This window comes from Pseudomonas sp. 05N431, assembly GCF_056397005.1.
The window spans coordinates 383,857-399,220 of sequence record NZ_JBFTMN010000009.1; the positions used below are offsets into that span (position 1 = coordinate 383,857).

The 15,364-nt window shown below is 60.0% G+C and carries 16 protein-coding genes; 9 read left to right on the top strand and 7 right to left on the bottom strand.

Annotated elements, in window-relative coordinates:
* On the bottom strand, window positions 1-1,128 hold the full coding sequence (locus AC1DIG_RS18290) for an efflux RND transporter periplasmic adaptor subunit (protein WP_477768424.1): 1,128 nt from the start codon (window positions 1,126-1,128) through the stop codon (window positions 1-3).
* A gap of 261 nt (window positions 1,129-1,389) precedes the next feature.
* On the opposite strand from AC1DIG_RS18290, the gene AC1DIG_RS18295 reads away from it, so the two are divergent.
* Window positions 1,390-1,998 carry a TetR/AcrR family transcriptional regulator gene (locus AC1DIG_RS18295; protein WP_071551234.1) on the top strand — a complete coding sequence of 203 codons (609 nt, stop codon included), beginning with the start codon at window positions 1,390-1,392 and terminating at the stop codon, window positions 1,996-1,998.
* Between the two features lie 128 nt (window positions 1,999-2,126).
* Here the strand turns inward: AC1DIG_RS18295 and AC1DIG_RS18300 are convergent, their stop codons facing one another.
* Together AC1DIG_RS18300 and AC1DIG_RS18305 are read right to left on the bottom strand one after the other, a co-directional pair.
* Complete coding sequence (locus AC1DIG_RS18300; RefSeq protein ID WP_477768455.1) at window positions 2,127-2,585, bottom strand: REP-associated tyrosine transposase; 459 nt, start codon at window positions 2,583-2,585, stop codon at window positions 2,127-2,129.
* A 216-nt stretch (window positions 2,586-2,801) separates the two neighbouring features.
* Window positions 2,802-3,242, bottom strand: coding sequence for a GlcG/HbpS family heme-binding protein (locus tag AC1DIG_RS18305; protein WP_123585380.1), 441 nt, complete (start codon window positions 3,240-3,242; stop codon window positions 2,802-2,804).
* A 268-nt stretch (window positions 3,243-3,510) separates the two neighbouring features.
* Here AC1DIG_RS18305 and gcl point away from each other — a divergent pair, with 268 nt between their 5' ends.
* The 8 genes from gcl (at window position 3,511) to AC1DIG_RS18345 (ending at window position 13,094) form a co-directional block, all read left to right on the top strand.
* Entirely contained in the window at window positions 3,511-5,286 is a 1,776-nt protein-coding gene (gene gcl, locus AC1DIG_RS18310) for a glyoxylate carboligase (protein ID WP_477768425.1), read from the top strand.
* A gap of 137 nt (window positions 5,287-5,423) precedes the next feature.
* Entirely contained in the window at window positions 5,424-6,206 is a 783-nt protein-coding gene (gene hyi / locus AC1DIG_RS18315; protein WP_477768426.1) for a hydroxypyruvate isomerase, read from the top strand.
* A gap of 152 nt (window positions 6,207-6,358) precedes the next feature.
* Window positions 6,359-7,249, top strand: a complete 891-nt coding sequence (locus tag AC1DIG_RS18320) for a 2-hydroxy-3-oxopropionate reductase (RefSeq protein ID WP_123585383.1) — start codon at window positions 6,359-6,361, stop codon at window positions 7,247-7,249.
* 179 nt (window positions 7,250-7,428) lie between these two features.
* Window positions 7,429-8,709, top strand: a complete 1,281-nt coding sequence (locus AC1DIG_RS18325; RefSeq protein ID WP_477768427.1) for a glycerate kinase type-2 family protein — start codon at window positions 7,429-7,431, stop codon at window positions 8,707-8,709.
* A complete protein-coding gene (gene pyk / locus AC1DIG_RS18330) occupies window positions 8,699-10,114 on the top strand; it encodes a pyruvate kinase (RefSeq protein ID WP_477768428.1) in 1,416 nt (471 codons plus the stop codon). Before AC1DIG_RS18325 ends, pyk begins: the two co-directional genes overlap by 11 nt.
* Window positions 10,115-10,239: 125 nt before the next feature.
* Window positions 10,240-11,160 (top strand): urea transporter, encoded by a 921-nt coding sequence (locus AC1DIG_RS18335; RefSeq protein WP_477768429.1) that lies wholly within the window; start codon window positions 10,240-10,242, stop codon window positions 11,158-11,160.
* Between the two features lie 21 nt (window positions 11,161-11,181).
* Window positions 11,182-12,006, top strand: coding sequence for an ion transporter (locus AC1DIG_RS18340; protein ID WP_477768430.1), 825 nt, complete (start codon window positions 11,182-11,184; stop codon window positions 12,004-12,006).
* Between the two features lie 89 nt (window positions 12,007-12,095).
* Window positions 12,096-13,094 (top strand): sulfate ABC transporter substrate-binding protein, encoded by a 999-nt coding sequence (locus AC1DIG_RS18345; protein ID WP_477768431.1) that lies wholly within the window; start codon window positions 12,096-12,098, stop codon window positions 13,092-13,094.
* A 288-nt stretch (window positions 13,095-13,382) separates the two neighbouring features.
* Here AC1DIG_RS18345 and AC1DIG_RS18350 read toward each other — a convergent pair whose 3' ends face one another.
* The 4 genes from AC1DIG_RS18350 to AC1DIG_RS18365 all read right to left on the bottom strand — a co-directional run bounded on the left by AC1DIG_RS18350 (window position 13,383) and on the right by AC1DIG_RS18365 (window position 15,354).
* Window positions 13,383-14,012, bottom strand: coding sequence for a DUF5666 domain-containing protein (locus tag AC1DIG_RS18350; RefSeq protein ID WP_477768432.1), 630 nt, complete (start codon window positions 14,010-14,012; stop codon window positions 13,383-13,385).
* A 132-nt stretch (window positions 14,013-14,144) separates the two neighbouring features.
* The gene (locus AC1DIG_RS18355; protein ID WP_019692346.1) at window positions 14,145-14,549 is read right to left on the bottom strand and encodes a type II toxin-antitoxin system HicB family antitoxin; all 405 of its coding nucleotides are present in this window, start codon (window positions 14,547-14,549) and stop codon (window positions 14,145-14,147) included.
* Window positions 14,549-14,761, bottom strand: coding sequence for a type II toxin-antitoxin system HicA family toxin (locus AC1DIG_RS18360; RefSeq protein ID WP_477768433.1), 213 nt, complete (start codon window positions 14,759-14,761; stop codon window positions 14,549-14,551). Before AC1DIG_RS18360 ends, AC1DIG_RS18355 begins: the two co-directional genes overlap by 1 nt.
* A 191-nt stretch (window positions 14,762-14,952) precedes the next feature.
* Window positions 14,953-15,354: a hypothetical protein gene (locus tag AC1DIG_RS18365; RefSeq protein WP_477768434.1), complete on the bottom strand. Its 402-nt coding sequence runs from the start codon at window positions 15,352-15,354 to the stop codon at window positions 14,953-14,955.
* Window positions 15,355-15,364: the final 10 nt, after the last annotated feature.

Genomic DNA, 15,364 nt, shown 5'->3' on the forward strand with positions numbered 1-15,364 from the left:
TCATTGGGCAACGACCTTCACGGGCGAGCCATCATCAAGTTTATCCGCGCCTTCGGTGATCACTTGCTCGCCGGGCTTGAGGCCATTATCGAGAATCGCCGTGACGTCGCCCATCGACGGGCCGGCCTTGATGTTGCGCAGGCTGGCCTTGTCGGCGTTGACCACGAACACGAAGTCACCTTTGCTGCCGTGTTGAATCGCCGTGGTCGGTGTCACCGGCACCTGGTTCAGCGTGTCGGCCTTGAGCCGGGCGTTGACGAACTGGTTGGGAAACAACGCATTGGCGGAGTCGTCGAACTGCGCCTTGACCTTGATCGTGCCAGTGCTGGTGTCCACCTGGTTATCCAGCGCCAGCAGGCTGCCGGTCCCCAGCAGGCCGTGCTTGTTGCGGTCGTAGGCGAGCACCGTCACCGGCCCTTTGGCCATCGCCTGGTGGATCGCCGCCAAGTCATCCTCGGGCACCGCGAACACCACCGTCGCCGGGCGCATCTGGGTAATCAGCGCAATGCCCGTGGTAGATGCCGCGGTCACGTAGTTGCCCGGATCGACCAGCCGCAAACCCACCACACCATCGACCGGTGAGGTAATGGTGCAGTAATTCAACTGGACTTCGAGGTTCTGCACACTGCCGTGATCGGCAGCGACCGTGCCTTGTTGCTGTTGCACCAGGGACGCCTGGGTGTCGAGGGTTTGCTGGCTGGTGGAACCGATCTTGATCAGTTCGCGAAAACGCACCAGATCACGCTGGGCATTACTCAACAGCGCTTGATCATGAGCCAGCGTGCCTCTGGCTACCGCCAGTTGCGCCTTCAGCGCCCGGTCGTCGATCCGCGCGATGACCTGGCCCTTGCGTACCTGCTGGCCTTCCTCGAACTCGACCGAGGCGAGAATGCCGTTGACCTGCGTTATCACAGTCACACTGCGGGTGGGCGTGACCGTCCCCAGGGCGTCGATGTACACCGGTATATCCTGCAAGGTCACCGCCGCAACCGCCACCGGCTCGGCAGGCGCTGGCGGCTTGCCTTTGTGTTGTCCACTCTCGCGGTAAAACCACAGCGCGGCGGCCAACAACACCAGCAGCACAGCCCCGATCAGCAGAGCACATTTGCCTCGCCTGCTCCTCACCACGGTTTCTCACTCAAACGGACTGAACACCAAACGCAACGATGCGAAGTGAATGCCGGGCCGTTTACACAAGAAATGGCCAAAAGGCCTGATCGCTCACTTGAACTTTAGCAGTGCGCCTGTCATTCACTCGGCCATCCAGCCGTTTGTTCAGCCCTGAGACAGGCTCAAACGATGAGGGGCAACAGGCGGCATTCTTGAGCGCTGCGCGAGGCCGGTGCTACCATGCGCAACCGCCAGTATCGGCAAGGAATCACCTGGTTTATGAGCACTATTCGCGAGCGCAATAAAGAACTGATCCTGCGTGCCGCCAGTGAAGAGTTTGCCGACAAAGGCTTCGCTGCGACCAAAACCAGTGACATCGCGGCCAAGGCGGGGTTGCCCAAGCCCAACGTCTATTACTACTTCAAATCCAAGGAAAACCTCTACCGTGAGGTCCTGGAAAGCATCATCGAGCCGATTCTCCAGGCCTCGACACCGTTCAACGCCGACGGCGTGCCGAGCGAAGTGCTCAGCGGCTACATTCGTTCGAAGATTCGTATTTCCCGCGACCTGCCGTTCGCGTCCAAGGTGTTTGCCAGCGAGATCATGCACGGTGCGCCGCACCTCAGCGCCGACCTGGTCGAACAGCTCAACGCCCAGGCCAAGCACAACATTGACTGCATCCAGACCTGGATCGATCGCGGCCAGATCGCCCCCATCGACCCAAACCACCTGATGTTCAGCATCTGGGCCGCGACCCAGACCTACGCCGACTTCGACTGGCAGATCTCCGCCGTCACCGGCAAGGCCAAGCTGGATGAAAGCGACTACGAAGCGGCGGCGCAGACCATTATTCGGTTGGTGCTCAAGGGTTGCGAGCCGGACAGGTAGACCGAGTCGCCCTCATTCGCGAGCAAGCCCGCTCCCATACTTGATCTGGGGTGTTCACACATTTTGTGTCCATCGAAGGTCCAATGTGGGAGCGGGCTTGCTCGCGAATGGGGCAACTCGGTTTCAGATCAAATCCATATCGCATCCCACAATGGATAATCGCCCAGCCGCTTGACCAGTCCCGCCCGTAATGGGTTGGCGACAACATACCGAGCAACTTTCACCAGGCTTTCCTCATGCCGCAGCGCGTGATCATGAAAACTCTGCTGCCAAAGACTGCCCGATCTTCCAGTCGCTGAATTGATTGATCGAGTACTCAAGGATTTCGTCTGGCACATCAATTGTCCCAGCGATCCTCGGTGCAATTGAATCAGCCAGTGGAAGTGATCAGGCATGACTACCCAAGCCAAGGTGTCGGCAATACCTTGTTCCTGTGCTTGCTTGAACTGGTGTACAACCATCCTGCCCAAGGCATAGTCCCTGAAAACAGGCTCACGGTTAAATGTATTTGCTGTCAGCAGATAGATCCGGTTTTGCTCTGCATAGCGGCCAATGCGCAGGCGATGTGAGGCAGACCGTTCCGGCATTCCCTTGCCCCCTTTCATGATCAAGTCATGAAGAAGGCTAGACCTGTGATTGCTTGAGGGTTGGAGCAGACTTTTAGCTGGATGTGTCTGAAAGATTGCTTTCGCGAGCAAGCCCGCTCCCACACTTTATCTCGGGTGTTCACACATTTTGTGTCCACCGACGGTCCAGTGTGGGAGCGGGCTTGCTCGCGAAGGCGATGGTTCAGGCGCTGAAGATCAAGCCGTCACCCCCGCATCCGCCCGCAACCCCTGCTCTTCGATGGCGCTGATCGCGCATTGCTCGTCGATGTCCGAGGTGTCGCCGCTGATGCCGATGGCCCCCAGCACAACCCCATCCTGATCACGAATCAGCACCCCGCCCGGTGCGGGTACGACGCTGCCCTGCCCCAGGCTGTTCAACGCGGCGATAAACGCCGGGCGCTGTTGCGCGTCCAGAGCCAATAGCCGCGAGCCCTTGCCCAGCGCGATCGCGCCCCAGGCTTTGCCGATGGCGATTTGTGGGCGAAGCAGGCTGGCGCCGTCTTCGCGTTGCAAGCTCAACAAATGCCCACCCGCATCGAGTACTGCAATGGTCAGCGGTGCCGCGGCGATCTTGCGCCCCGCAACGATAGCCCGATTGGTCAGGCTGACTGCGACTTTCAAGGTTAAAGCGCTCATGGGTGCCGTCCTTATCTTGTTATGGGAAAGCCTTTGGGTTTCTTTTTGTTGAGAAGCCCGATACAACAAATAGAACACAATGAATTATTTTTTTGTATACAATAATTCTCGAAATGCGGCTCATGCGACGAAACGCCACAGTGTTTATGGCCCTCCGACGAATGAAACAGCCGCTTGAGAAAATGGATTGACCTGCGCCGTCCGCCGTGAATACACTCTGCGCAAAGCCACTTGTATACAATTACAAAACGTAAAGAGGCACAAAACCATGAGCAAAATGAGAGCAATCGAAGCCGCCGTTCTGGTGATGCGCCGTGAAGGGGTTGATACCGCTTTTGGCATTCCCGGCGCTGCAATCAACCCGCTGTACTCCGCCCTGCAAAAGGTCGGCGGCATCGATCACGTCCTCGCTCGCCACGTTGAAGGCGCCTCGCACATGGCCGAGGGTTACACCCGCACCAAGGCCGGCAACATCGGCGTGTGCATCGGCACCTCCGGCCCTGCCGGTACCGACATGGTCACCGGGCTCTACAGCGCCTCGGCCGACTCGATCCCGATTCTTTGCATCACCGGGCAAGCCCCTCGCGCCCGTATGCACAAGGAAGACTTCCAGGCGGTCGACATCACCAGCATCGTCAAGCCAGTGACCAAGTGGGCGACCACCGTTCTGGAACCGGGCCAGGTGCCTTACGCGTTCCAGAAAGCCTTCTATGAAATGCGCTCCGGCCGTCCCGGCCCGGTACTGATCGACCTGCCGTTCGACGTGCAGATGGCCGAAATCGAATTCGACATCGACGCCTACGAACCACTGCCCTTGGCCAAGCCAGCGGCAACCCGCAAGCAGGTCGAGAAAGCCCTGGCCATGCTCGATCAGGCTGAACGTCCATTGCTGGTAGCCGGCGGCGGCATCATCAACGCCGATGCCAGCGACCTGTTGGTGGAATTCGCCGAGCTGACCGGTATTCCGGTTATCCCGACCCTGATGGGCTGGGGCACGATCCCCGACGATCACCCGCTGATGGTCGGCATGGTTGGCCTGCAGACTTCGCACCGTTACGGCAACGCGACGATGCTCAAGTCCGATGTGGTGCTGGGCGTGGGTAACCGTTGGGCCAACCGTCACACCGGTTCGGTCGACGTGTACACCGAAGGCCGAAAATTCATTCACGTCGACATCGAACCGACCCAGATCGGCCGCGTGTTCACTCCAGATCAGGGCATCGTTTCCGACGCTGGCCTGGCACTGAAAATGTTCATCGAAGTGGCTCGCGAGTGGAAAGCCGCCGGCAAACTGAAGGACCGCAGCGCCTGGCTGCAAGACTGCCAGCAGCGCAAGGCCAGCCTGCACCGCAAGACTCACTTCGACAACGTGCCGGTCAAACCGCAGCGCGTATACGAAGAGATGAACCAGGTGTTCGGCAAAGACACCTGCTACGTCAGCACCATCGGTCTGTCGCAGATTGCCGGCGCGCAGTTCCTGCACGTCTACAAACCGCGGCACTGGATCAACTGCGGTCAGGCCGGCCCCTTGGGCTGGACCATTCCGGCAGCGCTGGGCGTGGTCAAGGCTGATCCGAGCCGCAAGGTCGTGGCACTCTCGGGCGACTACGACTTCCAGTTCATGATCGAAGAACTGGCGGTGGGCGCGCAGTTCAAACTGCCGTACATCCACGTCGTGGTGAACAACTCGTACCTGGGTCTGATCCGTCAGGCGCAGCGCGGTTTCGACATGGATTACTGCGTGCAGCTGTCCTTCGACAACCTCAACGCACCGGAACTCAACGGTTACGGGGTTGACCACGTAGCGGTGGCCGAAGGCCTGGGTTGCAAGGCGTTGCGCGTGTTCGAACCGGCTGGCATCGCCCCTGCCCTGCGCAAGGCCGAGCAGTTGATCGAGGAGTTCAAGGTTCCAGTGATCGTCGAGATCATCCTGGAGCGCGTGACCAACATTTCCATGGGCACCGAGATCAACGCCGTCAACGAATTCGAAGACCTGGCGCTGGTCGGTAGCGACGCACCGACGGCGATTTCGTTGCTGGATTGACCGGGCCTGATGATCGTTCCCACGCTCTGCGTGGGAATGCAGCCCGGGACGCTCCGCGTCCCAACAGCGGACGCTGAGCGTCCAATGAGGCATTCCCACGCAGAGCGTGGGAACGAGAACTTTAACGGGAGACCACCATGCCGCGTTTCGCAGCCAACCTGTCCATGCTGTTTACCGAGCAGGATTTTCTTGCCCGCTTTGAAGCGGCCGCCAAAGCCGGCTTCAGCGGTGTCGAATACCTGTTCCCTTACGATTTCAGCTCCGCCGAGATCAAGGCTCAACTGGATGCCAACGGTCTGACCCAAGTGCTGTTCAATCTGCCGGCCGGTGACTGGGCCAAGGGTGAGCGCGGGATCGCCTGCCATCCGGATCGCGTGGAAGAGTTCCGCGCCGGCGTCGATCTGGCCATCGCTTACGCACAGGTTCTGGGCAACACCCAAGTCAACTGCCTGGCCGGTATCCGCCCACAAGGCGTCGACGATGCCACCGTGGAAAAAACCTTTGTCGCCAACCTCAAATATGCCGCCGACAAGCTGCAAGCGGTGGGCATCAAACTGGTGATGGAAGCCATCAACACCCGCGACATCCCGGGCTTCTACCTGAACAACACCGCCCAGGCCCTGTCGATTCGCGAACAAGTGGGCAGCGCCAACCTGTTCCTGCAATACGACATCTACCACATGCAAATCATGGAGGGCGACCTGGCCCGCACCATGGCCACGCACCTGGAAGAGATCAATCACATTCAACTGGCTGACAACCCGGGCCGCAACGAGCCGGGCACCGGTGAAATCAACTACCGCTTCCTGTTCGAACACTTGGACCGCATCGGTTATCAGGGCTGGGTCGGTTGTGAATACAAACCGCTGACCACCACTGAAGCGGGCCTGGGCTGGCTTAAAACCCATAACGCAATTTGACGCAGACCCTGTGGGAGCGGGCTTGCTCGCGAAAGCGGTCCGACATTCAGAACTGATGTCGACTGATACACCGCCTTCGCGAGCAAGCCCGCTCCCACCAAAAACCGTCCCCCATTTGCTTGAAGCAGCAATAAAAACAAGAGGATTTTCTCATGGCTAAAATCGGATTTATCGGCACCGGCATCATGGGCCACCCAATGGCGTTGAACCTGCAGAAAGCCGGTCACAGCCTGTTCCTGTCAGCGCACCACGACCCTGCTCCGGCTGACCTGGTCGCCGCTGGCGCAGTTGCTCTGGCGAGCCCGAAAGAAGTCGCTCAGGAAGCCGAATTCATCATCATCATGGTGCCGGATACCCCACAGGTCGATGACGTGCTGTTCCGTGCCGACGGCGTCGCCGCCGGAGTTGGCAAAGGCAAAGTGGTCATCGACATGAGCTCGATCTCGCCGACCGCGACCAAAGCCTTCGCGGCGAAGATCAACGAGAAAGGCGCGCAATACCTCGACGCCCCGGTGTCCGGTGGTGAAGTCGGCGCCAAGGCTGCGACCCTGAGCATCATGGTCGGTGGTGACAGCGATGCTTTCGAACGCGCGCTGCCACTGTTCCAGAGCATGGGCAAGAACATCACCCTGGTCGGCGGCAATGGCGACGGTCAAACCGCCAAAGTGGCGAACCAGATCATCGTGGCGCTGAACATCCAGGCCGTGGCCGAAGCCCTGCTGTTCGCCTCGAAAAACGGTGCCGATCCCGCCAAGGTGCGTGAAGCGCTGATGGGCGGTTTCGCCTCCTCGAAGATCCTTGAAGTACACGGCGAGCGCATGATCAAAGGCACCTTCGATCCAGGCTTCCGCATCAGCCTGCACCAGAAGGATCTCAACCTGGCACTGGCCGGTGCTCGCGAGCTGGGTATCAACCTGCCGAACACCGCAGGCACCCAGCAAGTGTTCAGCACCTGCGCCGCCATCGGTGGCAGCAACTGGGACCACTCGGCGCTGATCAAGGGTCTGGAACACATGGCGAACTTCTCGATTCGCGATAAGTAAGCCCCTTGCATGAAGCTGGCTCGATCCCCTGTGGGAGCGAGCTTGCTCGCGATGAAATCGCCGCGGCGTACCTGATACAGCGCGCCGCCTGAATCGCAGGCAAGCCAGCTCCCACACTGGACCGCGTCGCAACACCCGCTGTCGTCCTACCCCAATAACAAGAATTCCGGGAGCCCGCCATGTCGGTCGATCCGCAACAATTCCTGCGCGAGCTGTTTGCCACAGCCATCGACGCGGCCCATCCGCAGCATGTCCTCGAAGCCCATTTACCGAAAGATCGCAGCGGTCGGGTGATCGTCATCGGTGCCGGCAAAGCCGCCGCAGCCATGGCCCAGGTGGTCGAGCGCTGCTGGCAGGGTGAAGTGTCTGGCCTGGTGGTCACCCGCTATGGTCACGGCGCCCCTTGCGAAAAAATCGAAGTGGTCGAGGCCGCCCACCCGGTGCCTGATGCAGCCGGTCTGGCCGTGGCCAAACGGGTGCTGGAACTGGTCAGTAACCTGAGCGCAGACGACCGGGTAATCTTCCTGCTCTCGGGCGGCGGTTCGGCCCTGCTCGCCCTGCCCGCAGCCGGCATCACTCTGGCCGACAAACAGGCGATCAACAAAGCCCTGCTCAAATCCGGCGCGACCATCGGCGAGATGAACTGCGTGCGCAAGCACCTCTCGGCGATCAAGGGCGGCCGCCTCGGTAAAGCCTGCTGGCCAGCGACGGTTTACACCTACGCGATTTCCGATGTCCCGGGCGACCTCGCCACGGTGATCGCTTCCGGCCCGACAGTGGCCGATCCGAGCACCTCGGCCGAAGCCCTGGCGATCCTCAAACGCTACGCCATCGAGGTTCCGGCATCGGTGCGCAGCTGGTTGCAGAGCCCTGAATCTGAAACCGTAAAACCCGGCGATCCGAGTCTGGCCCGCAGCCATTTCCAATTGATCGCCCGCCCCCAGCAATCCCTGGAAGCGGCAGCGGTGAAAGCCCGCCAGGCCGGTTTCAGTCCGTTGATCCTCGGCGATCTGGAAGGCGAATCCCGCGAGGTGGCGAAAGTCCACGCCGGTATCGCGCGCCAAGTGGTGCTGCACGGTCAGCCGTTGGCGGCGCCCTGCGTGATTCTCTCCGGCGGCGAAACCACCGTCACCGTGCGTGGCAATGGTCGTGGCGGACGCAACGCCGAGTTCCTGCTCAGCCTGACCGACAGCCTCAAAGGCCTGCCCGGCGTTTACGCGCTGGCCGGTGATACCGATGGCATCGACGGCTCCGAAGACAACGCCGGCGCAATCATGACTCCGGACAGCTACGCCCGCGCTGCCACCCTGGGCTTGAGCGCCAGCGACGAGTTGGACAACAACAATGGCTATGGCTATTTCGCCGCGCTCGACGGGCTGATCGTCACCGAGCCGACACGCACCAACGTCAACGACTTCCGCGCCATCCTGATCCTCGAGAGCCCTGAACATGACGCCTGATAAAAAAGTCAAAATCCTCGCCACCCTTGGCCCGGCCACTGACGGGATCGATGACATCCGCGAGCTGGTGCAAGCCGGGGTGAATATCTTTCGCCTGAACTTCAGCCATGGCGATCACGCCGACCACGCCAAGCGTTACCAGTGGATCCGTGAAGTCGAGCGCCAGCTCAATTACCCGCTGGGCATTCTGATGGACCTGCAAGGCCCGAAACTGCGGGTCGGCAAGTTTGCCGAGGGCAAGGTGCAACTGGTGCGCGGTCAGGCCCTGCGCCTGGACCTCGATGCCACGCCGGGTGACGAGCGTCGGGTCAACCTGCCGCACCCGGAAATCATCGCTGCGCTGGAGCCCGGCATGGACCTGTTGCTGGATGACGGCAAATTGCGTTTGCGCGTCGTGACCAAGTACGCCGATGCCATCGACACCACGGTGCTCAATGGCGGCGAGCTGTCGGACCGCAAAGGCGTCAACGTGCCGCAAGCGGTGCTCGACCTCAGTCCGCTGACCGCCAAGGATCGTCGCGATCTGAGTTTCGGTCTGGAGCTGGGTGTTGATTGGGTCGCGCTGTCATTTGTGCAGCGGCCTGAAGACATTCGTGAAGCGCGCGCGCTGATCGGCAACAAAGCCTTTTTGATGGCGAAAATCGAGAAGCCATCGGCCGTTGAACAACTGCGCGAAATCGCCGAACTGAGCGACGCGATCATGGTTGCCCGTGGCGACCTGGGCGTGGAAGTGCCGGCCGAGAGCGTGCCGCAGATCCAGAAAGACATCATCAGCACCTGCCGTCAGCTCGGCAAACCGGTGGTGGTGGCGACCCAGATGCTCGAATCGATGCGCTTCTCTCCGGCACCGACACGGGCCGAAGTAACCGACGTCGCCAACGCCGTGGCCGAAGGGGCTGACGCAGTGATGCTGTCGGCGGAAACCGCTTCTGGCGATTACCCGCTCGAAGCGGTGCAGATGATGAGCAAGATCATCCGCCAGGTCGAAAGCGGTCCGGATTACCAGGCGCAACTGGATGTCAGCCGGCCAAAAGCCGAAGCCACGACCTCGGACGCCATCAGCTGTGCAATCCGCCGGATCAGCAACATCCTGCCGGTGGCGGTGCTGGTGAACTACAGCGAGTCCGGCAGTTCGAGTTTGCGTGCGGCGCGGGAGCGGCCAGCGGTGCCGATCCTCAACCTGACGCCGAACCTGCAAACCGCGCGGCGCTTGAGCGTGGCGTGGGGCGTGCACTCGGTGGTCAACGATCGATTGCGGCAGGTCGACGAGGTGTGCTCCACCGCACTGGAAATCGCCCAGGCGCAAGGCATGGCCAAGCGCGGCGACACATTGTTGATCACTGCAGGCGTGCCGTTCGGTCAGCCGGGATCAACGAACTCGTTGCGTATAGAGACGTTGATTTAGCGACTGTACTGGCCTCATCGCGAGCAAGCTCGCTCCCACATTGATGTTGTGTCGGGCACAGATCCAGTGTGGGAGCGAGCTTGCTCGCGATGGGGGCGCCTCGGTTTACCAGACATAGACTCAAAATGCCCTCACACCACTTCAACACCCACTGCCCCGATTGGGCCACTGCCCTGCTCAACGGCTTCAGTCAGATTTTCCTCCAGCGCCATCCGCTGTGCGGTCTGCTGTGCCTGTTGGCCATCCTGTTTAGCGCTCCGACGTTGCTCGGCGGCGCCCTGTTGGGTGGCGTGGCCGGCTTGCTCACTGCGCAACGTCGCGGCTACGCCAAGGCTGATCGTCAAGCCGGGCTCTTCAGCTACAACGGCGTCTTGCTCGGCCTCTTGCTGAGCCTGCAATTTCGTTGGTCGGCCATGCTGCCGCCACTGATCCTCGCCAGCGGTGGCCTGAGTGCGATCGTCACCCAGCAATGGCTCAAGCGCACTCGCGACCAGCATTTTCTGCCTGCCTACACTTCACCTTTCGTGGGATTGGGCTGGATACTGCTGAGCTTTGCCGCACCGGCCCCCTCCACCCCTGCGCCACTGCCGGCACTCGATGCTCTGAACCTGATCGGAGCCGGGTTCAAAGGCCTGGGCCAAGTCATCTTCCTCGACCATCCCCTGGCGGGTGTGTTGATCGCTGCCGGTCTGCTGCTTGCCAACCGCCGCGCCGCGCTCTGGGCACTGACGGGTTCCGCCGCGGGTCTGCTCTGCGCCTTGTGCCTGAACGAGACTCCCGATGCATTGCTCGGCCTTTACGGCTACAACCCGGCATTGGCCGCCCTCGCCTTCAGCCAACAACGCCGCCAACCCTGGCTGCCGCTGCTGGGCATCGCTCTGGCGATCCTCCTTACACCGGCTTTCGCTGCCGTGGGACTGGCGACCCTGACTGCGCCGTTCATCCTCGCCTGCTGGTTGCTGCGTTCGGGTATTCGCCTGCTGCGCCAGGCAACTACAGACAGTGCGCCTTGCCAAACCTCGGAGAATCAACCTAGGCTGCGCTGATTTATGGCCAAGGCGATATGAATGGACAGCAACGACACGTGGCGTAAACGCCTGTACGTAATGATTTTCCAGACCGACACGGTGGCCGGGCGGCGCTTCGACAAAACGCTGCTGCTGATCATCCTCGCCAGCCTGGTGGTGGTGATCCTCGACAGCATCGATGACGTTCATCAGAACTTCGCCAACACCCTGGCGTACATCGAGTGGGGCTTTACCCTGATCTTCCTGGTCGAGTACATATTGCGCTTGTACTGCTCGCCCAGGCCGCTGCGTTACGCCTTCAGTTTTTACGGGCTGGTGGATTTGCTGGCGATTGTTCCTGGCATCCTTGCGCTGTATTACAGCGACGCGCAGTACCTGCTGATCATCCGGATCATCCGTATGCTGCGGATCTTTCGCGTGCTCAAACTGCTCCCCTACCTGAAGCAGGCCCATTACCTGCTAGACGCCCTGCGCGGCAGCAAACAGAAAATCATCGTATTCCTGCTCAGCGTCTGCACGCTGGTAACGGTGTTCGGCACACTGATGTATGTGGTCGAAGGCCCGGAGCATGGCTTTACCAGCATTCCCAAAGGGATCTATTGGGCGATCGTCACCCTGACCACCGTCGGCTACGGCGACATCGTACCCAAGACCGCTTTGGGGCAGGTCATCTCGGCGATGGTGATGGTCACCGGTTACTCGATCATCGCCGTCCCCACCGGGATTTTTACCGCCGAACTGGCCAACGCCATGCGCGGCGAACAGCTGCAACATGACTGCCCGGTGTGCCGCAAAAACCAGCATGAACACAGCGCGGCATTTTGCTCACGCTGCGGTAATGCGCTGTTCAAGAAAATAGAATAAGCAAAGTACTTTTTAATCTTTAAAGGGATATGTAGCCCCGGCTATAGTCGACGGCAAATTGCCTTCATCTCGAACAAAAGGAATGTGCAGTGAAAAAGATCTTTGGCGCCTCACTTCTGGCCGCTGGCCTGGCCCTCGCGAGCGTGGCCCAGGCCGCACCGACCCTGCTCAACGTGTCCTATGACGTGATGCGCGATTTCTACAAGGACTACAACACTGCCTTCCAGAAACACTGGCAAGCCGAGCACAACGAAAACATCACCTTGCAGATGTCCTTCGGCGGCTCCAGCAAACAGGCCCGTTCCGTGATCGATGGCCTGCCGGCTGACGTCATCACCATGAACATGGCCACCGACATCAACGCCTTGGTCGACAACGGCAAGCTGGTGCCAGACAACTGGGTGACGCGCCTGCCAGACCACAGCGCGCCATTCACTTCCGCCACCGTATTTATCGTGCGCAAGGGCAACCCGAAAGCCCTGAAAGACTGGCCGGACTTGCTCAAGGATGGCGTGCAGGTGATCGTGCCCAACCCGAAAACCTCGGGCAACGGCCGCTACACCTATTTGTCGGCCTGGGGTTATGTGCTGAAAAACGGCGGTGACGAAAACAAGGCCAAGGCCTTCGTCGGCAAGCTGTTCAAACAAGCCCCGGTACTCGACACCGGCGGCCGCGCAGCCACCACCACCTTCATGACCAACCAGATCGGCGACGTGCTGGTGACCTTCGAAAACGAAGCAGAAATGATCGCCCGGGAGTTCGGCCGCGACCAGTTCGAAGTCATCTACCCAAGCGTCTCCGCCGAAGCCGAACCGCCAGTCAGCGTGGTCGACAAAGTCGTCGACAAGAAAGGCACCCGCGCTGCCGCCGAGGAGTACCTGAAGTACCTGTGGTCCCCGGAAGGCCAGGAAATCGCCGCCGCCAACTACCTGCGCCCGCGTGACCCGGCGGTACTGGCCAAGCACACCGACCGCTTCCCGAAAGTCGACTTCCTGTCGGTGGAAAAAACCTTCGGTGACTGGCGCACCGTGCAGAAAACCCACTTCAATGATGGCGGGATTTTCGATCAGATTTACAGCGGGCAGTAAGCGAAAAGGCGACCTGCGGGTTAATACCGGTCAGTTAAGAAAACTCAGCGCCTGAATGCTCTGTTCTGATCCGAAATCCACCCCTCACCCCAGCCCTCTCCCCACGGGGGAGAAGGGAAAGGGAGCAGATCTCCAAGCCTTTCAAAACCTGAGTTCGACTCGGACTTTCAGGTCGATGTAACTTGAAAGAACACCTCAGTCAGTCCCCTCTCCCTCCGGGAGAGGGCTGGGGTGAGGGGTGGTTCTTGAGCCTGGCGACCAGCCCGAAGTATTCCTCACAAAAAAACTCTACATCGGCGGTGCTACACCATCCTTGCCGGCCGAAATCGATTGCGCCGTCAGGGTGCCGTCGGCGCTTTGGGTGGCGAACAGCACGACCTTGACCCCGACTTTGAGCAGGCTGCGGTCAGCGGGGCTCAGGTTGACGATCGGCACGTCTTCCGGCACCAGGATGGTCTGCTGGCCGCCCTTGTAATTGACGGTCAGGATTCGGCCATTGTTGACCACCAGATCGCCGACGATGCCATTGGTCATGCTGCTGCCCTTGACCAGATCGAATGGGCGATGGCCGTCGCCGGTGCCGGCCATTTCGGGTGGGAACACATGCACTTCCAGTGCCTTGAGCGTGCCATCGTCTTGCGGTATTGCCGCTGAGCCAATGTAGCTGCCGGGCTTGATGTCTTCGATATTGGCCGGGGTTACGGCGCGAACCTGGGTGTCCTTGGTCAACTGGATGACCACGTTCTCGCCGCTGTTGGCGTGCACTTTCAGGACCTCTTCGGACACCCCGGTGATTTCACCGCGCACGCCGACACGCATGCCCGGTGCGTCCTCGGCCATAACAGCCGTGGCGATCAGCATGCCGCTCAGGAAAATCACGCCGATGTTGCGTATCAGGCTTCCAAACATCGTTTTCATGGGACCGGTTTCCACTAATGAAACGTTGAAAAATGACTGATACAAGAGGGCTTGACCGCCCACATAAATCATAGGTGCTACGGAACAAGATGAAAGCTTCGCGAGCATCGGAACGCCACCCGCGAACAACCCTCAATGCCGCACCAGCTTCTCCATCGCCGCGTCCGCCAAAAAGGAAGAGCGGCTCTTGACGTTGTGCTCACGCACATAACGGTCAATGCGCTGGATAACGTAGCCGGGCAACGTCACGTTGACCTTCTCGGTTTTACCGAGATAAGGCGCGATATCGAGCTCCAGCATGCCCCAGCCCATATCGGCAAAGTCCGGGTTACTCCGATGCGCAGCTGCCGAAGTTGGCATCGGAATATCATCCCCGCCGGCTGCAATCTCCTGCAGCATGATGTGGGCAACTTCAACCGCCGCGTTGTAAGCCTCTTCAAACGTGTCGCCCGCGGTGACGGCGCCCGGAATATCGGGGATCTGAATACCGATGGCGGTGTTCTCGTCGCCCCACTCGATACAGATTGGATATTGCATTACGGATCTCCTGCGTAACTGGCCACCGGGTAATGAAGCCCGGCTCGCCTCCTGATGCTTTTAACCGTCCCGATCGGCAAGTCTTTCTTGGGATGAGGTACGGGTATCGTGTATGGGCTGTAAGGGTGGGTGAAAATGTGATGACTGCCGGTGACCCGATCGAGCCTCCAACCCGTCGCCTCAAGCTCCCTGATCAATAACCTGCTCTGCACCACGCGCCTCCTTGCACCGGCCCGAATAAAAATAACTCTAGAGTTATATTTACTCAAGCACAAAAAGCCGATGCATGACGTACGGTTGTTTTACAGAGTGTTGATTCGAGCGGCGATTTGCGTAGAAAGAGAGCCGGTTGGTTCATCGAACCCACCTGCAAAAACGGCGACCCTGAAGGTCGCCGTTATCGTTACTGGCTGTATTGCTTGCCCAATCCTGGCGGCACGCCGTGGATGTCGATCTCTTCCCACGGCCCGTTCGGGCTGATGCTGCGGCTCCAGCCGTTGTTCCAGCGGTAGTAGGTGCGCTGGCGGTAGAAGGTGTCGGGCTGGTTGTCGAGGACGTAGACACCGAGTTTCGCATCCCAGTGGCTGTTGCCGCCCGGTGGTGGGGCGAAGCTCGCCGAGGTGCGCGGCTGCGGTTTGCCGGGTTTGTTCGGAGTCACCGGTTTGCCAGGGGCGGTCGTCGGTTTGCTGCCTGGGTACGATGACGGAATCGGCGGCAACCGCTCTTCATGTGACGGCGGCTGGACCGCACATGCACTTAACCCCAAAACCAGACTGAGCAGGGTGATACGAGCGATGGCGGTCATAGCGGATTTC

Excerpts from the sequence above, each read along its gene's own strand:
- AC1DIG_RS18295 (WP_071551234.1), top strand. The coding sequence starts at position 1,390 with ATGAGCACTATTCGCGAGCGCAATAAAGAACTGATCCTGCGTGCCGCC.
- pyk (WP_477768428.1), top strand. The coding sequence starts at position 8,699 with ATGACGCCTGATAAAAAAGTCAAAATCCTCGCCACCCTTGGCCCGGCC.
- AC1DIG_RS18320 (WP_123585383.1), top strand. The coding sequence starts at position 6,359 with ATGGCTAAAATCGGATTTATCGGCACCGGCATCATGGGCCACCCAATG.
- gcl (WP_477768425.1), top strand. The coding sequence starts at position 3,511 with ATGAGCAAAATGAGAGCAATCGAAGCCGCCGTTCTGGTGATGCGCCGT.
- AC1DIG_RS18305 (WP_123585380.1), bottom strand. The coding sequence starts at position 3,242 with ATGAGCGCTTTAACCTTGAAAGTCGCAGTCAGCCTGACCAATCGGGCT.
- AC1DIG_RS18300 (WP_477768455.1), bottom strand. The coding sequence starts at position 2,585 with ATGCCGGAACGGTCTGCCTCACATCGCCTGCGCATTGGCCGCTATGCA.
- hyi (WP_477768426.1), top strand. The coding sequence starts at position 5,424 with ATGCCGCGTTTCGCAGCCAACCTGTCCATGCTGTTTACCGAGCAGGAT.
- AC1DIG_RS18365 (WP_477768434.1), bottom strand. The coding sequence starts at position 15,354 with ATGACCGCCATCGCTCGTATCACCCTGCTCAGTCTGGTTTTGGGGTTA.
- AC1DIG_RS18350 (WP_477768432.1), bottom strand. The coding sequence starts at position 14,012 with ATGAAAACGATGTTTGGAAGCCTGATACGCAACATCGGCGTGATTTTC.
- AC1DIG_RS18325 (WP_477768427.1), top strand. The coding sequence starts at position 7,429 with ATGTCGGTCGATCCGCAACAATTCCTGCGCGAGCTGTTTGCCACAGCC.
- AC1DIG_RS18335 (WP_477768429.1), top strand. The coding sequence starts at position 10,240 with ATGCCCTCACACCACTTCAACACCCACTGCCCCGATTGGGCCACTGCC.
- AC1DIG_RS18340 (WP_477768430.1), top strand. The coding sequence starts at position 11,182 with ATGGACAGCAACGACACGTGGCGTAAACGCCTGTACGTAATGATTTTC.
- AC1DIG_RS18355 (WP_019692346.1), bottom strand. The coding sequence starts at position 14,549 with ATGCAATATCCAATCTGTATCGAGTGGGGCGACGAGAACACCGCCATC.